The sequence below is a fragment of the Allobosea sp. OK403 genome, from assembly GCF_900113835.1.
Classification (GTDB): Bacteria; Pseudomonadota; Alphaproteobacteria; order Rhizobiales; family Beijerinckiaceae; genus Allobosea.
Genome location: NZ_FOQV01000003.1, coordinates 158,330 through 174,862, shown reverse-complemented (window position 1 = coordinate 174,862; position 16,533 = coordinate 158,330). Strand labels below are relative to the sequence as shown.

Below are 16,533 nucleotides of genomic sequence, written 5' to 3'. Positions count from 1 at the left end.
CGACTCTAGAGGAATTCATAATCTTTCAGCAATAATGCCTGGGCGGCACTCAGCGCGCCGCACCGAATTGCGGCCTGCGCCGGAAAATCCGGCCGTCAATCAAAGCGAGACCGGCGAAGATCGCGGCCATGCCGGCGAGATGCCGCGGCAGCAGCGTCTCCCCGAGCAGGCCGACGCCCAGCATGATGGCGCTGACCGGCACCAGGAAGGTGACGAGCATGGCGTTGTTTCCGCCCGCCCGCCGCATGATCTGGAAGAAGATCACATAGGCGAGCGCGGTCGAGATCAAGGCGAGCCCGACCAGCGCGGCCGCGGCTGTCCAGGACGGCGTGGGCAGATTCCAGGGCGGGGTGAAGATCAGGACGAGCGGGAGTGACATCACGGTCGTGGCGGTGAGCTGGCCCGCCGCCGTCACCAGCGGCGGCGTGTCGCGAAAGCGCCGGCCATAAAGTCCGGCGAAACCATAGGACAAGGCAGCGCCCAGGCAGGCGAGCTGCGGCAGGAGCGCGCCGCCCAGGCCGCTGAGTGCATCGGGGCCCATCAGGATGCCGACACCAACGAGTCCAGCCAGCACACCGGCGAGCTTGAGCGGGGTCGCCTTCTCCTGGCTGCCGAACAGATGCGCGACGATGACGCCGAAGACCGGCGTGGTGGCGTTCAGGATCGCGGAGACGCCGCTCTGGAGCTGGGTCTGGCCCCAGAAGATCAGGCAGAACGGAATGAGATTGTTGAGCAACCCCATGACGAAGAAGGCAAGCCACATCCGGCGGCCGACCGCCATGTCGAGCCCGCGCAGCCGCAAGACAAGATAGAGCACCGCCGCTGCCAGGCTGACGCGGGACAGGACGACGGCAAGAGGCGGCCACTCCGCGACCGCGATCTTGCCGAAGAAGAAGGAGCCGCCCCAGAGCAAGGAGAGCACCAGGAGCAGGAGCCATTCACGCGCGCCCATCACGGGGCCGGAGGAGGCGGGGGCGGTGGTCATCTGGAAAACCCTGTCCGCAGGAGCGCACTGGCGCTCCCTTGTCGCGTCCTGGCAAGAGCATTGCGCGAAAAAGTGGGTACCGGTTTTTCGCCGGAGCAATGCTCTCAACTCTAGGAATCGATCACGTCGCATTCGGACGGAACCGTCCGAATGCGACGTGATCTAGGCGCGTCGGCAGGGGACCGCCACCCGTTTTCCGATCATGCGGCTTCGGCGTCGCGCGCCTGCCACATCGCGGTGAAGGCCGGACGCGCCTGGCAGGCCTCGAGCCAGGCCTTGACGTGCGGGGCGGCCTCGAAGAGCTGTGTCGCTGGCTTGGCGTAGCGGATGACCTCGGCGAGGTTGATGTCGGCGACCGTGAAGCGCCTGCCCATGACGAAGCCGCCGCCCTGCGCCAGCGTCTGATCGAGCACGGCGAACGGGGCTGCGAGCGCGGCCAGCGCCGCGGCGGCGACCTCGGGCTTGCGCTTCTCCGGCGGGAAGGCGGCGAGATGCTGCTGCAGAGTCAGTGCATGGGTCTCGCATTCCGTCGCGGCCCAGAGCGCCCACATCACGGCGAGCCCTTCCTCCTGCGCATCCTTGGGCGCGAGTGGGCCGCCATGCTTGCGCGCCAGATAGAGGTTGATCGCGAGCGATTCATGCAACTTGAAGCCGTCATCGTCGATGCTCGGGACATGGCCGTTGGGATTGACCTTGAGGAAGTCGGCGCTGCGCGTGTGCAGCGGCGCGTCCGGCGCCTGCGGATCGGGCACGCGATAGGCCTGGATCACCGGCACATGGGTGAAGGCGAGACCAAGCTCGTTGGCGAGCCAGATATTGCGCGAGGCGCGCGAGCGGTAGCAGCCATAGATCGTCAGGGACATGCGCGGAGGCTTTCGGCAGAGGGGCTGAGGGCAGCGCGCGCACCTTAGGGCGAGCCGCGCGGGCCAACAATCGCTGCTGCGCAATGGGGGGTATTCGCCCCAGGGCGAAGCGCCATCGACACCACGATCCTTATGCAGATTTTATTTGACGCGCGTCGCCGCAGGGTGCACTTCGCCCACGCCGCCGGACCTTCGGGGAAGGCCGCAATCAGGAACCCCAATCGCAATGCCAACCGACAGTCCCAGCCGACAGTCGATGCCGTCTGCCGCCGCCTCGCGCGCCTGACCGGGTAACCGGCTCGCTTGCGACCGGCCCATGACGGCCGATCGCAAGGAACAGAGCCGTGAATGATATCGTCGCGCAGGACAGGGGCGCAGCAGCGCCGGATCTGCTGGCCAAGACGCTGGCCTGCACATTGGCGCAGGAACACATCGCCGACATCGTCGAGACGCTGAACGATCAGGATACGGCGACCATCGCCGAGGTCCTCGTCTCCCTGCCTTTCGAGCGCGCCGTCGAGGTCCTGGACCAGCCCGAGCTGTTCGACGCGCCCGCCGCGCTCACCCTCCTCACCGATGAGCGTGCAGCGGCTTTCCTCTCCGCCATGTCGGCCGATCGCGTCGCCGACATCGTCCGCGTGCTCGACGCGCCCGTGCGCGAGCGCCTCACCGCGCGGGTCGACCAGGAGACGCGCTCGGCCCTGACGCGGCTGCTTTCCTATCCCGAGCACAGCGCGGGCTCGATCATGACGACCGAGTTCGTCAGCGTGCCGGCGAACTGGACCGTGGCGCAGACGCTCGACCATATCCGCCATGTCGAGCGCTCGCGCGAGACCGTCTACGCGACCTATGTGCTCGATTCGGTGACGGGCGCGCTCATCTGCGCGGTGCCGCTGCGCCGGCTGATCAGCGGCGATTCCGATGCCGTGGTCACCTCTGTCGTGCCGACGCGTAAGCCGATCAGCGTCACGCCGGCGACGGATCGCGAGGACGTCGCCCGGCTGATCTCGAAATACAATCTGCTCGCCGTGCCCGTTGTCGATCCCGCCAATCGCGTCATCGGCATCGTCACCGTCGACGACGTCATTGACGCGATGATCGAGGAGACGACGGAGGACGTGCAGAAGCTCGGCGGCATGGAGGCGCTGGACGAGCCCTATAACGAGATCGGTTTCGCACGGATGATCCGCAAGCGCGCCGGCTGGCTTTCGATCCTGCTGCTCGGCGAGATGCTGACGGCTTCGGCCATGCAGTATTTCCAGGGCGAGCTCGAAAAGGCGATCGTGCTGACGCTGTTCATTCCGCTGATCATGAGCTCGGGCGGCAATTCTGGTTCGCAGGCGACCTCGCTGATCATCCGGGCGCTCGCTTTGCGCGAGATCAGCCTGAAGGATTGGTGGCGGGTCGCACTGCGCGAATTGCCGACCGGGTTGACGCTGGGCGCCATCCTCGGCGCCATCGGCGTCGCGCGCATCGTGCTCTGGCAGAAGCTCGGCATCTACAATTACGGCGAGCACTGGGCCCTGATCGCGGCAACCGTCGGCGGCGCGTTGATCGGCATCGTCACTTTCGGCTCGCTAATGGGCTCGATGCTGCCCTTCGTCCTGAAGCGGCTGGGCTTCGACCCGGCCAGCGCCTCGGCGCCTTTTGTGGCGACGCTCGTCGATGTCACCGGCCTGGTGATCTATTTCGGCGTGGCGGCGGTGATCCTGAGCGGGACCTTGCTCTGACGCATCGATGGCAGGCGCAAGGGCGAGGCTCCGTGATCAGGTCGGATGCCCGCCCGGTGCCACCGCCACGGTCGCGTCGACATGGTGGCGCAGATCGTCGACCTGCTTCTTGTGCTCCTTGAACTCGGCCAGCGCCGCGCCCTGAAGGGCGCGGCTGCTGGGCAGCTTCACCTTCATGGGGTCGACGAAGTGCCCGTTCGTGGTGACCTCGTAATGGACATGCGGGCCGGTCGAGAGGCCCGTCGTCCCGACATAACCGATGATCTCGCCCATATGGACGGAGGCGCCAGGCTTGATCCGGCGGGCGATGCTGGCCATGTGGTTGTAGGCGCTGGTATAGCCATTGGCGTGCTCGAGTTCGACACGGTTGCCGTAGCCGGAGTGAACCCCGGCAGCTGTCACCGTGCCGTCGCCTGCGGCCATGATCGGCGTGCCGCGCGGGGCGGCCCAGTCGACGCCGTTATGCAGCCGGGAATAGTGCAGGATCGGGTGGTAGCGCATGCCGAAGGGCGAGCTGATCCGCCCCTCCTGCACCGGCTTTCGCATCAAGAGTTTCTTGAGCGAGACGCCGTCATCGTCGAGATAGTCGAGCTCGCCCGTTTCCGATGAGACATAGCGGTAGATCTGCTGCGTTTCACCGCCGGTGGACAGCGCCGCATAGAGCAGTTCGCGATGGTTTGCCGGTGTGGGCTGGTCGTCGGTGAAGACCAGCTCCAGCCGGTCTCCGCTGCCGGCATGCTGCTTGAGGTCGAGGCCGGCGGCGAAGGCGCGGATGACATCGTCGATCACCTCGCGCGGCACATCGCTCTTCAAGGCGCTGGCATAGGCGCTCTGGTAGAGCGTGGCGTTGTTGCCGTCGTCCTCCTCGTCATCCGCGTCCGTCTTGCCCTCGGTGCCATCATGGCCGCGCGCGGGCAGGGCGACGGTGACGAAGCGGCCCTGATCGTCCAGGGCCACGACCTGCTGCGGGCCGCTCTCGTCGAACAGGGTGACGCGCTGGATCGTGCGCTCGCCGGCCTCGGGGCCGATCGTGACGCGCAGATGCTGGCCATCGGGCAGATCGCCCCTGGCCCGTTTGCCGAGCGCAGCAAGGATCGCGGCAACGCGTTCGCTGGAGGCACCGTTCGAGGCGAGCGCCGCGGCGAGCGTCTGCCCGCGCTCGAGTGCGATATCGACATCGCCGAAGCGCTCGCGGTTATCGGCGCCGGCTGAAACATCTGTGACATTCTCGGGGATGATCCGGACATCGAGCGAACCGAAGCGGCCGGCATCTTCCGCATCGGCCTCGGCGCTGGCCGATTCGCCGACCATGCGCAGCGTGCGCGACAGGATGCGCTGATTCGAATAATCGGGCGGCAATTGCGGCGAGCCGGCCGAGAGCCGGGCCATCTCGGCGATCTGCTCGTCGATCGCGGCGTCGGACAGGCCCGGCGCGTCGGGGGCGATGACGAGCGCTGCGAGATCCCGGCGCGTGACCGAGACATCCGCGTCGGCGGGGTCGGTCGCATCCTGAGGCGGCGCCTCACGCGTCGAGCCGGCGAGCAGCCGGGCGGGATCGAAATCCGGAATCTCGAGATTGGCGACGGGGAGCGGCGACAGGGCGACGGAGACATGCGCGAAGGCATGCACCTTGGTGATCTCGCGCCCGGCCGAGGTTTCCGTCAATGGCGCGCGGAAATGCTGCGTCGTGCTGATCGCGAAGCTGTGCTGGACCAGGCTGTCGCCCTTATGGGCCGCTTTGCCCACCGCGGTCTCGTCATTATGCGCGGGCGTGGCCTTTTCCGGCCGCTGCGCCGTGACGTGGTCGCCCTCGGAGACATAAAGCGATGAGCCCATCAGGGCGGCGCCGAGCAGGCCGATTAAGGCGCAGGCGCAGAGCCAGCGCCAATTGACCGAGCGGTGCTCGGAAACCGGCAACCCAGCCGGGGTGGCGAATGGATCGGCAAGAGGCTCGGCGCTGTCGTCGTAGAGGAAGTTCAACTCGGCTCCGCCCATCCCGCTCTCATCTAAGAGTTAGAGCAGGGTCGATGCGAAAAACCGGTTCCCACTTTTTCGCACCCTGCTCTGGGCTGCCGGGCCTTGGGGGTAAGCGCCGGCGCGCGCCCCGTCTATGCGCCGCCCGAGACGGCGAAACTATGGCCGCGCAAGAGCCTTACCCAGCAAGAACTTCGCCCAGCGAGAACCTTACCCGGCCAGGACCCGCTGCGGCGGGAAGGTGATCTCGACCAGCGTGCCTTCCTTCTTGACGCTGGTGATGCTCATCGCCGCGCGGTTGGCCTCGACCAGCGCCTTGGTCAGCGGCAGCCCCAGGCCGGTGCCGCCCTTGCGGCGCGTTGTCGGCACCTGGCGGAAGGGTTCGAGCGCGAGCGCGAGCTCGTTGTCGTCCATGCCGATGCCGGTATCGCGCACCCGCAGGATCGCCTCGCCCTGGTCGCCCAGCGCCGTCGAGACGATGACCTGGCCGCCGGCATCGGTGAACTTCACCGCGTTGGAGAGCAGGTTGATCACGATCTGGCGAATCGAGCGCTGGTCGGCGACGACCGGCGGCAGCTTCGGCGCGAGGCCCGAACGCAGCACCACGCGGCCGCGCTGCGCCTCGGGCTGCAGCAGGGCGACCGTCGAGAGGGCGATCTCGTTCAGATTGACGCTGACGAAGTCGAGGTCGAGCTTGCCGGCCTCGATCTTGGCGAGGTCGAGCAGGTCGTTGACCAGGCTGATGACGTAGCCGCCCGACTGATGGATGTCGCGCAGATATTCCTTGTAGCGGTCGTTGCCGATCGGCCCGAAGCGCTCCTCCGCCATCACCTCGGCGAAGCCGATGATGGCGTTGAGCGGCGTGCGGATCTCGTGGCTGATTTTGGCGAGCACATCGGATTTCTGGGCGCTGGCTTTCTCGGCCGCCTTGCGCGCCTCGACCAGCTCGCCCTCGGTCTTCTTCCAGGCGGTGATGTCGCGCAGCACGGCGCAGAAGCGGCGCTCTGAGCCTTCCGTGATCTGGCCCATGGTCATGAACAGCGGGATCTTGCCGCCCTGCCGCACCCGGCCGACGACCTCGCGCCCGTCATTCATCACCGAGGCGACGCCGCCGCCCTTCAGCCCTTCGAGATAGTCGAGCGCCGGAGCATGGCTCTCGGCCGCGAAGAGCAGCGTGAACAATTCGCCGGTGACCTCGCGCTGGTCGTAGCCGAACAGCGCCTCGGCGGTCTTGTTGAGCGACAGCACGCGGCCGCGCTCATCGACGGTGACGACGCCGTCGGTTGCCGTGTCGAGCATCGCGACGAGTTCGCTGATGCGCGATTCACGAGCATCGACATCGAGCCGCAGGGCGTTGACGCGGGCGGCACTCTCCTCGTCCTCGGCCGCGAACTCCGCCGCGAGCTCGGCTTCCTCGGCCTCCTCCGGCGTCAGCACCTTGACCTCGCCGCCGCCATCCGCGTGACGGAATGCCATCAGGGTCGCCGCTTCGCCCAGCCAGGACACGCTCGAGAGCACGGCGTTGACGCTGATGAGATGGTTGAGCCGGTCGATCAGGATCATCGCGCCGCCATCGGTGCGGGAGGCCTCCTTGATCAGGCGGCTGACATTGCCGCCGGCCTTGAGATCATCGAGATCGGCATAGTCGAGCAGGTCGAGCAGCGTGCGGTTGGCGTAGAGCGCCTCGTCGCCGCGATTGACCAGAACCGCGATCGGCAATTTGTCGAGCACGTCGGCATGGGAGTTGGGCTGCCGCTGCCGCGCGGTCTCGGAGCTGGACTCCGCTGCGGGCTCGGTCGGTGCGGCCTCAGTCGGCGCACGCGTCGGGGCAGGCAGGACGGCCGGCGCCAATTCGGCCAGGTGGCGGCCAAGGGCGGCGTCCTGATCCCGCGGCTCCACGGCAGGCGCGAGCGGCTGCTCGCCGCTCTCCTTCAGCCGCAACGGCGCGACGGGGGGCAGGCGCGGGCTGGTTTCGTCGTCGCCGGCGATGCGCGCGCCCAGCGCCTTGGCGATCTCGCGGAAGGCGTTGCGCTCGGCCGAGCTGAGATTGGGTTTCGAGGGCTCCAGCACCGGCCGGACGCTGGCGAGGTGACCGTTGCGCAACGGCACGATATTGCCGCCGGGGGCGGGACCCTCGGATACGGCCGGGGCGGCGGCTTCGGGAGCCTTGGTGTCTTCTGGAACCTTGGTGGCGTCCTCGGCTGCGGGAACCGGTTCGGGCGCCTCTTCTGCGGCCTCGTTGTCTTCGCCTTCAAGCGCCGCCTCGTCCGCCTCCAGCGCGGAGCCGAACTCGGTCTCCGCCAGCTCGGTGGCCGGCGCTTCGATCTCTTCCACAGCCTCAGCGACGGGCAGGGCAGGGGCCTCGACCGTCACGGGCTCCGTGGCCGCCGGGAGCTCCGCCGCGACGACGGGGTTTTGCTCGGCTTCAGGCCCAGCGTTCGCAGCCTCGGCCGTAACCGGCTCGATTGCGTCTGCGGGTGCGTGCGTGATCGCCGTATCAGGAAACGGCTCGCGTTCCGTCAGGCGCGCGAGGCCGAAGCCGCGGAAACCGGCGAACTGGCGTGCCGCGTCCAGGAAGGGCGCGCCCGACAATTCGACGCGCGCCCCCTCCTGCGGCAGCTCGGTGCGCCACAGCACATGGTGGCCGCTCCAGGTCGTGCCGCTGGCGAGACGCTGGGCAAGGCCGCCATCCCTGTCGATCAGGTCGTGGCCGATGATCTGCGCCCAGTTCCGGCCGGGCAGAGCGGCCGCGGCCTGCGGCCCGGCGAGCTCGGCGAAATCGGGAGAGACGCTGGTCAGGCGCCCGGCGGCATCGCTGTTCCAGAGAAAGCGCAGCAGGGCGCGGCGCGGCGCGGCCGGCACGGGAGCCGGGGCAATGAAAGCTGGGGCAGGGGTGGCGGTCGTCACGGCCGATTCGGCGGCGGGTATGGCTTGTGTCTGGTGCGAGCTCGCGGCCGCAGGCACGGCTACGCCGAGCCGTCGCATCTCGCCCACCGGGATGGCGATCGCCAGCACCTCGCCCCCATCCGCTCCTGTCAGCAGCCGGCAGCCGCAGGTGATCATGGTCGCGGAGAAGCCCGAGGTCAGTCGCAGCCGCTCGAGCCTGATGCCGTCGCGCGGCGCAAGGCCTCCAGCCAGCAAAGCGAGCCTCTGCCGCGTCGGCGCCGGCAGATTCGCGGAAAGGCCGTCGCCGCCCAGTAGCGCCTGGGCTCCGGCATCGGCGAAACCCGGCCGGCCGGCCTTGGCATCCCATAGCAGCACGGCCCCGCCGTTCGCGAAGGACACAAGCCCGGCGTCCTGCGCCGCCGCAGCGCCTAGTCGCGCCCAGTCCTGTCCGGCTTCGCTCATGCTTGCCTGCTCGTTTCAGTCCACGCCTTTATGGCTAACAAACCTTTAATAGCGCCCAAATGATAGCAAAGCCATGGAACTGAGACGGGCTCTCCCGCGTCTCGTACAAACAGCGTTAACGTGAGCGGGTGGGCAGAGCCGCGTGCCGTTGTCATTGCGGCGCAACAATGATATTGCACTGCACAATGACCGCGTCTGCTCATGAGTCATTGCAACAGGAGGATGCCCCCGATGAACGGCAAGACACCTTACGAAGTGCCGACTGAAATGCGTGAGTTCGCCGAGAAGAGCGTCGACCAGGCCCGCAAGGCTTTCGACGGTTTCATCGGCGCGGCTCAGAAGGCCGTGGATACCGCTCACGGTTCGGCCGAGTCGGCCCGCGCCAATGCGCAGGACGTGACCCGCAAGGCGATGAGCTATGCCGAGACCAATGTCGCGGCCGCCTTCGACCTCGCCCAGAAGCTGGTGAAGTCCAAGGACCTGACCGAGGTCATGCAGCACCAGTCCGAGTTCCTGAAGTCGCAGATGGCTGCGCTCCAGAGCCAGCTCAAGGAGATGGGCTCGGCGGCGCAGGATGTCGCGAACAAGGTCGCCGAAACGGCCGCCAAGGCGACGAAGGCCAAGTGAAGGCCCAAGTAAGGGCCTGACTAAGGCCCGACCGAGTCGCGACGGGCGCCCTGGCCGCGCCCGGAAGCGGACGAGATGAAGACAGAGCGGCCGGGCGATGAGCCCGGCATGCGTCGTTTTAGCGTTTGCGCGCGTTGTTTTCTCTTTTGATGGAGGATCGCGATGGTCAAATCCACCCCGACCAAGCCTACCCAGGTGAAGACGACTGCCCCGACAAAGACGACTGCCAAGCCGCCGATCAGCCTGGCGCCGGTGAAGGCGTTGCCCCCTATCCCCGAGACGCCGGCTCCCGTCATTGCCAAACCGGTCGAGGCCAAACCGGTCGAGGCCAAGCCGGTCGAGGCCACGCCGGTCGCAGCCGTCGCTCCGGCGATGCCGCCCGCCGCGCCAAAGGTCGAGGCGCCCAAGGAGGCGCCCAAGCTGGTGGCGAGCGCATCTGCCATCATGCGGAAGCCGGAAGCTCCCAAGGTGGTAGAGGCTCCCAAGGCTGCCACTCCCAAGGTCGAGGCTCCCAAGCTCGCCGACAGCAAGGTTGAAGCTCCCAAGGCCGAGATGCCCAAGGCCGAGACGCCCAAGGTTGCGGCTCCCGAGGTTGCGGCTCCCGAGGTTGCTGCTCCCAAGCCGATCGCTCCGCCGGTGAAGGCCCCAGAGCCCGCCGCCAAGGCTGCGCCCAGCCCGGCTCCCGCAATGAAAACGGTCGCCCCGGCGAAGCCGGCCGCGAAGGTGACGAAGCCGGCTGCAACCCGCATCCCGCCGGCCAAGACACGTATCGAGAAGACGCCCGCGATCAAGGCTGCGGCCAAGAGCGCCGCCAAGGCCGGAGCCAAGGTCGTGAGCCCGGTTGCGCCTGTCGCTCCTCCCAAGGCCGTGGCCCCCAAGGCTGTGGCCTCCGCGGTTGTGGCCCCCAAGGTTGCGGCCCCCAAGCCTGCAGCCCCGAAGATCGTCGAGGCGGTGAAGCCGGCTGTCGCCAAATCGGCCGAGATCGTGACGTTCACGGGCAAGACTGCACCTACTCCCGCGACTGCGCCCGCTCCCGTGACCGCGCTGGTTCCCAAGCTGATCCCGAAGCCGCCGGAATTCGCCACCGTCACTGCGGCTACCGTGGTGACGCAGACGCTGGCTCTGGCGCGCACCTTCGGGGCGCTGCAGGCCCGCATGCTGGATTATGCCTGCGCGGAGTTGAAGGCGACGCTGGGCGAGGCCGAGACGCTGGCGCGCACCGACAGCGCGGCCGACGCCGTTGTGCTTCAGACCAAGGCCATCCGCCGTGGCTATGAGGCCTATTCGGCCCATCTCAACGACCTCGCACAGATCGCGAGCACACCCCTGCGCAGGGGTTGAGGGCGAGGGCTGAGGGGAGTGCGAAGCGCCGCTCCAAAATCCGTTGGGCGCGGCGTGAATTCGACGGTTGCAATCGGCTGGCGACCGCACTAGGTTCCGCGCCGCCGCCGATCGTGACTTTTCGACCGATCGCCAAGCGCCGGGTGCGGGCAGCCATAGCTCAGTTGGTTAGAGCGCTAGATTGTGGATCTAGAGGTCCCCCGTTCAAGCCGGGGTGGCTGTACCACCCGCACCATTGTCGAAGTCCGGTTTTACCACCGCACTTCGGACGCGCCGCCCGGCAGGCTCTTGAACCGGTCCGTTTCTCTCGCCATATCTTGATGGATGGGAGGGTTCGCCTCCCACCGGTGGGGTGCTGCGACCAGCGGGCCCCGCATGATCCGAGAGGGCGCCTTTCGAGGGCCGTATGACGCGTACGCCAAGTCTGTCGCATCCGTTCCTGCTTGGGTTCGATGATATCGAACGCGCGCTCGACCGGGTGACGAAGGGGGGCAGCGAAGGCTACCCGCCCTATAACATCGAGCGCATGCCACGCTGCGACGACGAGCCTGACCGGCTCCGAATCACATTGGCGGTAGCGGGTTTCGCCCGCGAGCAGCTTGAGATCACGCTGGAAGAGAACCAGCTCACCATCCGGGGTCGCCAGAGCGACGACAAAAGCCGGCAGTTCCTTCATCGCGGCATCGCGGCGCGCCAGTTTCAGCGCTGCTTCCTGCTGGCGGACGGAATGCAGGTGATGGGAGCCGATCTCTCCAACGGACTTCTCGCGATCGACTTGGTGAGGCCGGAACCTGAGCGTCTCATCCGGCGTATCGATATCGTGAGCCGGGATTGACCGGCAGAACAGGTGCAGCGCGGTTTTTGCATCTGTTCATAATCTGAGGCGTATTCTGAAAGCCGCTACTCGCACTGCTCTGAAGGAGGGCGCGATGAACGAAGATAGAACGATGATCCAGACCACTCCTCTGACCCAGGCCGAATTCGCGGCGCTTGGTACGGGCGAGGTCGCCTATCTGAAGCCGATGACCTCGGACGAGCTCCTGCGCATCTTTCCGCAGGCGCCCGAGATCCAGCCCGGCCTGCAGCTCTTCGCACTGCTCTCGGCCGATGGCGCGCCGATCCTGGTGACCGATTCGCGCGATGCCGCGACCGCCAATGCCTGGGAGCACGATCTCAGGATGGTCAGCGTCCATTGACGCCAGAGCAGGATGCGAAAAAGTGGGAACCGGTTTTTCGCAAAAAATCCTGCTCTCGCTCTCGGGTCTGCTTCAGGCCGGACGCTGCCTCAGGCCGGGGCGGTGATCCCGGCGACTGCTGACGTCAGCCGGGCGATGTCGCCCGGCGTCGAGAGACGATGATCGCCATCCTTGATCAGCGTCAGCAGGACGGGATCGCCGGCGAGATGCTCGACGAGCTTGACCGCTTGCCGCCACGGCACATCGGGATCGGCCATTCCTTGCAGGATATGCACCGGGCAGCCGGTCCTGATCTCGCTCCCGAACATCAGATGCCTGCGGCCGTCCTCGATCAGCGCGCGCGTGATCGGTGTCGGATCGGGCGAATATTCGGACGGCCTCAGCCAGACGCCGTCGCGCAGGATGGTCTGCCGGATCGCCTCCGGCATCTGCGCCCACATCAGATCCTCGGAGAAATCGACGGCCGGCGCGATCAGCACCAGCCCGGCCGGCGCGAGCGCCGTGCCCAGCAGCTTGCGGGCGGCGAGCAAGGCGATCCAGCCGCCCATCGACGAGCCGACCAGGACCGGCGGCCGGCCGCAGCGGGCCGCGATCATCGCAAGCGCGTCCTCGAGCCAATGCGACAAGGTCCAGCGCGCGAAATCGCCGCCGGTCTCGCCATGGCCGGCATAATCGAAGCGCAGGAAGGCGCGTCCCGCCAGCCGCGCCCATTGCGCCAGCGCCTCGGCCTTGGTCGCGCGCATGTCGGAGCGGAAGCCGCCGAGCCAGAGCACGGGTGCGCCATCGCCGGGCTGCGCGAGATAGGCGAGCTTGCGCCGGTCAGCGCCTTCGCCGAGGTCCAGCCATTGCGGCGCGTCTCGCTCCACGTCAAATCTCCTGTGACGAATCTGCCTTGCGAGGCGAATATAGGCTGCGCTCGCGCGGCGCACGTGGTCGTATCGCCGTTTGTAGAAAGAGTTCTCTGAAACTGTGAGCATGTCCTTCCAGCCCGGCGCGCATCTGTCGCTGCCTTCGACCGAGACGCACCCGCTCAGCGGCCGCACCATCCTGCAGATCATTCCCGATCTCGAGGCGGGTGGGGCCGAGCGGACGGCCGTCGATATCGCCAAGGGCCTGACCGATGTCGGCGCGCGCGCGCTCGTCGCGACCGAGGGTGGCCGCCTCGTCGCCGAATTGCAGGCCAAGGGCGGCGTCTGGCTACCCTTTCCCGCCGCCACGAAGAACCCCTTCGCCATGGCGCTGAATGTCCGCCGCCTGGCGCTGCTCTGCCGGCATGAGGGCGTCGAGCTGATCCATGCCCGTTCGCGTGCGCCGGCCTGGGTCGCGCTCGCGGCGGCTCGTTCGCTGAAACTGCCTTTCGTCACGACCTATCACGGCTCCTATGCCAGCCGCTCGGTGGTGAAGACGCTCTATAATTCGGTGATGGCGCGCGGCGACGTGGTGATCGCGAATTCCGGCTATACGGCCGATCTGATCCTGGCCAAGCATGGCTTTGCGCGTGACCGCATCCGGGTCGTCCATCGCGGCACCAATTTCTCGGCCTTCTCGCCGGCCGCCGTCGGGACGGAGCGCATCCAGGCCCTGCGCGCGGCCTGGAAGGTCGAGCCGCATCAGCGCATCGTGCTGCTGCCCGGCCGGCTGACCGGCTGGAAGGGGCATCGCGTCCTGATCGAGGCCGCCCGCATCTTGCGCGATGGCGGCGATGCCGAGACCGCCTTCATCCTGGCCGGCGACCCGCAGGGCCGCGACGGCTATGTCAAGGAACTCGACCAACTCATCGCCAAGGCGGGGCTGGAAGGCCGCGTCAAGCGCGTCGGCCATTGCACGGACATGCCGGCGGCGCTGCTCGCGGCGGCCGTGGTCACCGTGCCCTCGACCGAGCCCGAGGCCTTCGGGCGCGTCGCGGTCGAGGCGCAGGCGATGGGCGCGCCCGTCGTTGTGGCCGATCTCGGTGCTGTGCCCGAGACAGTCCTGGCTCCGCCGCAGGTCACGCCGGCCGAACGCACCGGCTGGCGCGTGCCGCCGGGCGATGCCGCGGCGCTCGCTGCCAGCCTCGCCGAGGCGCTGACCCTGCGCCCTTCCGCGCGCGATGCCCTGGCACGGCGTGCGCGCCAGCATGTCGAGCGGCATTTCTCGCTGGAGACGATGGTGGCGGAGACGCTCGACGTCTATTGCGCGCTGTTGGGCCGGTAAATGCATAACAGGGGGGTGGAATGCGGTAGGCGTATGCCTATTGCTGCGTCATTCCCCGCCTCCCACATTGACATCGCGCATCTTTGTGCAATGTGTCTGCTCAGCGGCGCTGCTCGCGCCTGAAACAGGAGAATACCCCCATTCGTCGTCCTTTCCGCGCTGCCCCGACCCCGACCAAAGACGGCCCGCGTTCGAACCGCGACATTCGCGGTGTCCGCGATGTCCAGCTCATCGACGATACCGGCGCCAATCGTGGCGTGGTGTCGTTCTTCGAGGCCTTGAAGATTGCCGAGGATGCCGGTCTCGACCTGGTCGAGATCGCCCCCAACTCCGAGCCCCCGGTCTGTAAGATCCTCGACTATGGCCGCTTCCGCTTTCTCGAGCAGAAGAAGGCGGCCGAGGCGCGCAAGAAGCAGCGCACCATCGAGATCAAGGAGATCAAGCTCCGGCCGGGCATCGACAAGCACGATTACGACGTCAAGATGAAGGCCATGCACGGCTTCTTCGATGAGGGAGACAAGGTCAAGGTGACCCTGCGCTTCCGCGGCCGTGAGATGGCTCACCAGGATCTCGGCGTGAAGGTGCTCGAGCGCGTCAAGGTCGACCTAGTCGACGTCGCCAAGGTCGAGAGCGACTGGCAGCTCGAAGGCCGCCAGATGGTCATGGTGCTCGCGCCCAAATAACGGGCGGTGTCCGTTATGCGATTTGGCTCAGGCCCGGCCCAGCCTTGTCATGTCAGGCTGGCCGGGCCTTGTCATATCCGGTGCTGCGATGTTTCGATCCGGTTCGCTTCCGATAATCGAGAGACCCTGCTCCATGTCCTTGCCCATGTCCTCCCTGCCCAGCATCACGAACCAGCGCCGCGACCTTGCTGCCGCGCTCCGCCTCGCCGCGAAGTTCGAGCTGAACGAGGGCATCTGCAATCATTTCTCGGTCGCCTTGCCGAACGGTCCCGACGGCAAGCCGCGCTACCTGATCAACCCCTATGGCATGCACTGGTCGGAGATGAAGCCCTCCGACCTGCTCTTGATCGACGACAAGGGCGAGGTGCTGGAAGGCGAGGGCGAGGTCGAGGCCACCGCCCGCAACATCCATGTCGCCGCGCACAAGGCCAATCTGCGCCATGTCGCGGTGCTGCATGTCCACATGCCCTACGCCACCGCTTTGACCATGGTCGAGGGCGGTAGGCTTGAGATGGCGCATCAGACCGCCTGCCGCTTCCATGGCCGCACGCATTATGTCGACCATTTCGGCGGGCTCGCGCTCGATGCGAGCGAGGGCGAGGCCATCATCGCCGCCAGCAAGGCTTACGAGCATGTCGACATCACCTTCCTCGCCCATCACGGCGTGACCATCGGCGGCCCCTCCGTGGCGGTCGCCTTCGACGATCTCTACTTCCTGGAGCGCGCCTGCCGGCAGCAGGTGCTGGCGATGTCGACCGGCCGGCCGCTGAAGCTCATCCCGCAGCAGCAGATCGAGGCAACCGCGCGCGATTGGCGCGATGTGCTGGTGTTTCAGTCGGAGAAGCATTTCGAGGCGCTGCGGCGCATCGAAGGGGCCTGACCGGCGCTCACGCCAGAGCAGGATGCGAAAAAGTGGGAACCGGTTTTTCGCATCAATCCTGCTCTAACTCTTTGATATCATCCGGCTCTAGCAGGCGCCTCAGCTTCCTCACTGCGCTCTGCGGCGTCGTCAGCACCGGCTTGCCGGTCGCGGCCATGACCGCGGGCGCTGATCGCGCCAGGCTGAACTGGGCGAGCGCAATCACGTCGCAACCGGTGAGATCGCGCGCGGCCTCTGCGGCGAGCCGATCGTGCTCGGCGCCGTCGCCACGGTCGAGGGCGGCGAGCGCCCCTTCCGCCAGCTTCGGCATGATCGTCAATGCAGGGGGAAACTCCGGAGGCATCGAGGCCAGCGTCGGCGCGAAGCTGGCAAGAAGCCCGATGCGCGCGCCAGCCTTTTCGGCCTCCTCGATCATCGCCTCGTTCGGCTTCAGCACCGGCAGCGGTGCGAGCTCGCGCTGCACCGCCTCGATGCAGGGTCCGAAGGCCGAGCAGGTGAACAGGATACCGTCGGCGCCGGTCGCCTTCGCATAGCGCGCGAGTTCCAGGAAGCGCCCTGTCATCGCCTCCGTGATCGTGCCGTCGCGGGCGAGATCGGATGAGAGGCTGTCGTCGAGCAGGTTCATCAGCCTGACTTGGGGCCAGAGCTCGGCGAACGCCGCCTCGATCGGAGGCGGCGAATGGCGCAGCGCATGGATCAGCGCGATCCGCATG

14 protein-coding genes and 1 tRNA gene are annotated in these 16,533 nt (G+C 67.1%); 9 read left to right on the top strand and 6 right to left on the bottom strand.

The features are described 5' to 3' along the window. Positions 1-49: 49 nt before the first annotated feature. Entirely contained in the window at positions 50-985 is a 936-nt protein-coding gene (locus BMZ97_RS12160) for a DMT family transporter (RefSeq protein ID WP_244546374.1), read from the bottom strand. A 200-nt stretch (positions 986-1,185) separates the two neighbouring features. Further along, on the bottom strand, positions 1,186-1,848 hold the full coding sequence (locus BMZ97_RS12155; protein ID WP_092169449.1) for a glutathione S-transferase family protein: 663 nt from the start codon (positions 1,846-1,848) through the stop codon (positions 1,186-1,188). Between the two features lie 389 nt (positions 1,849-2,237). On the opposite strand from BMZ97_RS12155, the gene mgtE reads away from it, so the two are divergent. Then, a complete protein-coding gene (mgtE, locus tag BMZ97_RS12150) occupies positions 2,238-3,578 on the top strand; it encodes a magnesium transporter (RefSeq protein WP_244546431.1) in 1,341 nt (446 codons plus the stop codon). 36 nt (positions 3,579-3,614) lie between these two features. Here the strand turns inward: mgtE and BMZ97_RS12145 are convergent, their stop codons facing one another. Both BMZ97_RS12145 and BMZ97_RS12140 read right to left on the bottom strand, forming a co-directional pair. Next, positions 3,615-5,573 carry a M23 family metallopeptidase gene (locus tag BMZ97_RS12145; protein WP_092169444.1) on the bottom strand — a complete coding sequence of 653 codons (1,959 nt, stop codon included), beginning with the start codon at positions 5,571-5,573 and terminating at the stop codon, positions 3,615-3,617. A 189-nt stretch (positions 5,574-5,762) separates the two neighbouring features. After that, on the bottom strand, positions 5,763-8,900 hold the full coding sequence (locus tag BMZ97_RS12140; RefSeq protein ID WP_092169440.1) for an ATP-binding protein: 3,138 nt from the start codon (positions 8,898-8,900) through the stop codon (positions 5,763-5,765). Positions 8,901-9,131: 231 nt separating this feature from the next. On the opposite strand from BMZ97_RS12140, the gene BMZ97_RS12135 reads away from it, so the two are divergent. The 5 genes from BMZ97_RS12135 to BMZ97_RS12110 all read left to right on the top strand — a co-directional run bounded on the left by BMZ97_RS12135 (position 9,132) and on the right by BMZ97_RS12110 (position 12,064). Continuing rightward, a complete protein-coding gene (locus BMZ97_RS12135) occupies positions 9,132-9,527 on the top strand; it encodes a phasin (protein WP_092169438.1) in 396 nt (131 codons plus the stop codon). Between the two features lie 162 nt (positions 9,528-9,689). Beyond that, a complete protein-coding gene (locus BMZ97_RS31225) occupies positions 9,690-10,868 on the top strand; it encodes a hypothetical protein (RefSeq protein ID WP_175525532.1) in 1,179 nt (392 codons plus the stop codon). A gap of 149 nt (positions 10,869-11,017) precedes the next feature. Further along, a tRNA-His gene (locus tag BMZ97_RS12120) sits at positions 11,018-11,094 on the top strand. 180 nt (positions 11,095-11,274) lie between these two features. Next, positions 11,275-11,703, top strand: coding sequence for an Hsp20 family protein (locus BMZ97_RS12115; protein WP_092169430.1), 429 nt, complete (start codon positions 11,275-11,277; stop codon positions 11,701-11,703). Positions 11,704-11,797: 94 nt separating this feature from the next. After that, the gene (locus tag BMZ97_RS12110; protein WP_244546373.1) at positions 11,798-12,064 is read left to right on the top strand and encodes a BQ00720 family protein; all 267 of its coding nucleotides are present in this window, start codon (positions 11,798-11,800) and stop codon (positions 12,062-12,064) included. 89 nt (positions 12,065-12,153) lie between these two features. Here the strand turns inward: BMZ97_RS12110 and BMZ97_RS12105 are convergent, their stop codons facing one another. Beyond that, the gene (locus BMZ97_RS12105; RefSeq protein WP_244546372.1) at positions 12,154-12,930 is read right to left on the bottom strand and encodes an alpha/beta hydrolase; all 777 of its coding nucleotides are present in this window, start codon (positions 12,928-12,930) and stop codon (positions 12,154-12,156) included. 109 nt (positions 12,931-13,039) lie between these two features. Between BMZ97_RS12105 and BMZ97_RS12100 the strand changes: the two genes are divergently transcribed. The 3 genes from BMZ97_RS12100 to BMZ97_RS12090 all read left to right on the top strand — a co-directional run bounded on the left by BMZ97_RS12100 (position 13,040) and on the right by BMZ97_RS12090 (position 15,820). Further along, positions 13,040-14,257, top strand: a complete 1,218-nt coding sequence (locus BMZ97_RS12100; RefSeq protein WP_092169427.1) for a glycosyltransferase family 4 protein — start codon at positions 13,040-13,042, stop codon at positions 14,255-14,257. Between the two features lie 140 nt (positions 14,258-14,397). Beyond that, entirely contained in the window at positions 14,398-14,940 is a 543-nt protein-coding gene (gene infC, locus BMZ97_RS12095) for a translation initiation factor IF-3 (protein ID WP_092171296.1), read from the top strand. A gap of 133 nt (positions 14,941-15,073) precedes the next feature. Then, positions 15,074-15,820 (top strand): aldolase, encoded by a 747-nt coding sequence (locus BMZ97_RS12090; protein ID WP_210188247.1) that lies wholly within the window; start codon positions 15,074-15,076, stop codon positions 15,818-15,820. A 52-nt stretch (positions 15,821-15,872) separates the two neighbouring features. On the opposite strand, the gene BMZ97_RS12085 is transcribed toward BMZ97_RS12090, so the two are convergent. Next, positions 15,873-16,532: an aspartate/glutamate racemase family protein gene (locus BMZ97_RS12085; protein ID WP_092169424.1), complete on the bottom strand. Its 660-nt coding sequence runs from the start codon at positions 16,530-16,532 to the stop codon at positions 15,873-15,875. Position 16,533: the final 1 nt, after the last annotated feature.

What these genes read in the sequence shown, in the direction of transcription:
- BMZ97_RS12160 (WP_244546374.1), bottom strand. Translation starts at nt 985, where the DNA reads ATGACCACCGCCCCCGCCTCCTCCGGCCCCGTGATGGGCGCGCGTGAA.
- BMZ97_RS12155 (WP_092169449.1), bottom strand. Translation starts at nt 1,848, where the DNA reads ATGTCCCTGACGATCTATGGCTGCTACCGCTCGCGCGCCTCGCGCAAT.
- BMZ97_RS12145 (WP_092169444.1), bottom strand. Translation starts at nt 5,573, where the DNA reads ATGGGCGGAGCCGAGTTGAACTTCCTCTACGACGACAGCGCCGAGCCT.
- BMZ97_RS12140 (WP_092169440.1), bottom strand. Translation starts at nt 8,900, where the DNA reads ATGAGCGAAGCCGGACAGGACTGGGCGCGACTAGGCGCTGCGGCGGCG.
- BMZ97_RS12135 (WP_092169438.1), top strand. Translation starts at nt 9,132, where the DNA reads ATGAACGGCAAGACACCTTACGAAGTGCCGACTGAAATGCGTGAGTTC.
- BMZ97_RS31225 (WP_175525532.1), top strand. Translation starts at nt 9,690, where the DNA reads ATGGTCAAATCCACCCCGACCAAGCCTACCCAGGTGAAGACGACTGCC.
- BMZ97_RS12115 (WP_092169430.1), top strand. Translation starts at nt 11,275, where the DNA reads ATGACGCGTACGCCAAGTCTGTCGCATCCGTTCCTGCTTGGGTTCGAT.
- BMZ97_RS12110 (WP_244546373.1), top strand. Translation starts at nt 11,798, where the DNA reads ATGAACGAAGATAGAACGATGATCCAGACCACTCCTCTGACCCAGGCC.
- BMZ97_RS12100 (WP_092169427.1), top strand. Translation starts at nt 13,040, where the DNA reads ATGTCCTTCCAGCCCGGCGCGCATCTGTCGCTGCCTTCGACCGAGACG.
- BMZ97_RS12090 (WP_210188247.1), top strand. Translation starts at nt 15,074, where the DNA reads ATGTCCTTGCCCATGTCCTCCCTGCCCAGCATCACGAACCAGCGCCGC.
- BMZ97_RS12085 (WP_092169424.1), bottom strand. Translation starts at nt 16,532, where the DNA reads ATGCGGATCGCGCTGATCCATGCGCTGCGCCATTCGCCGCCTCCGATC.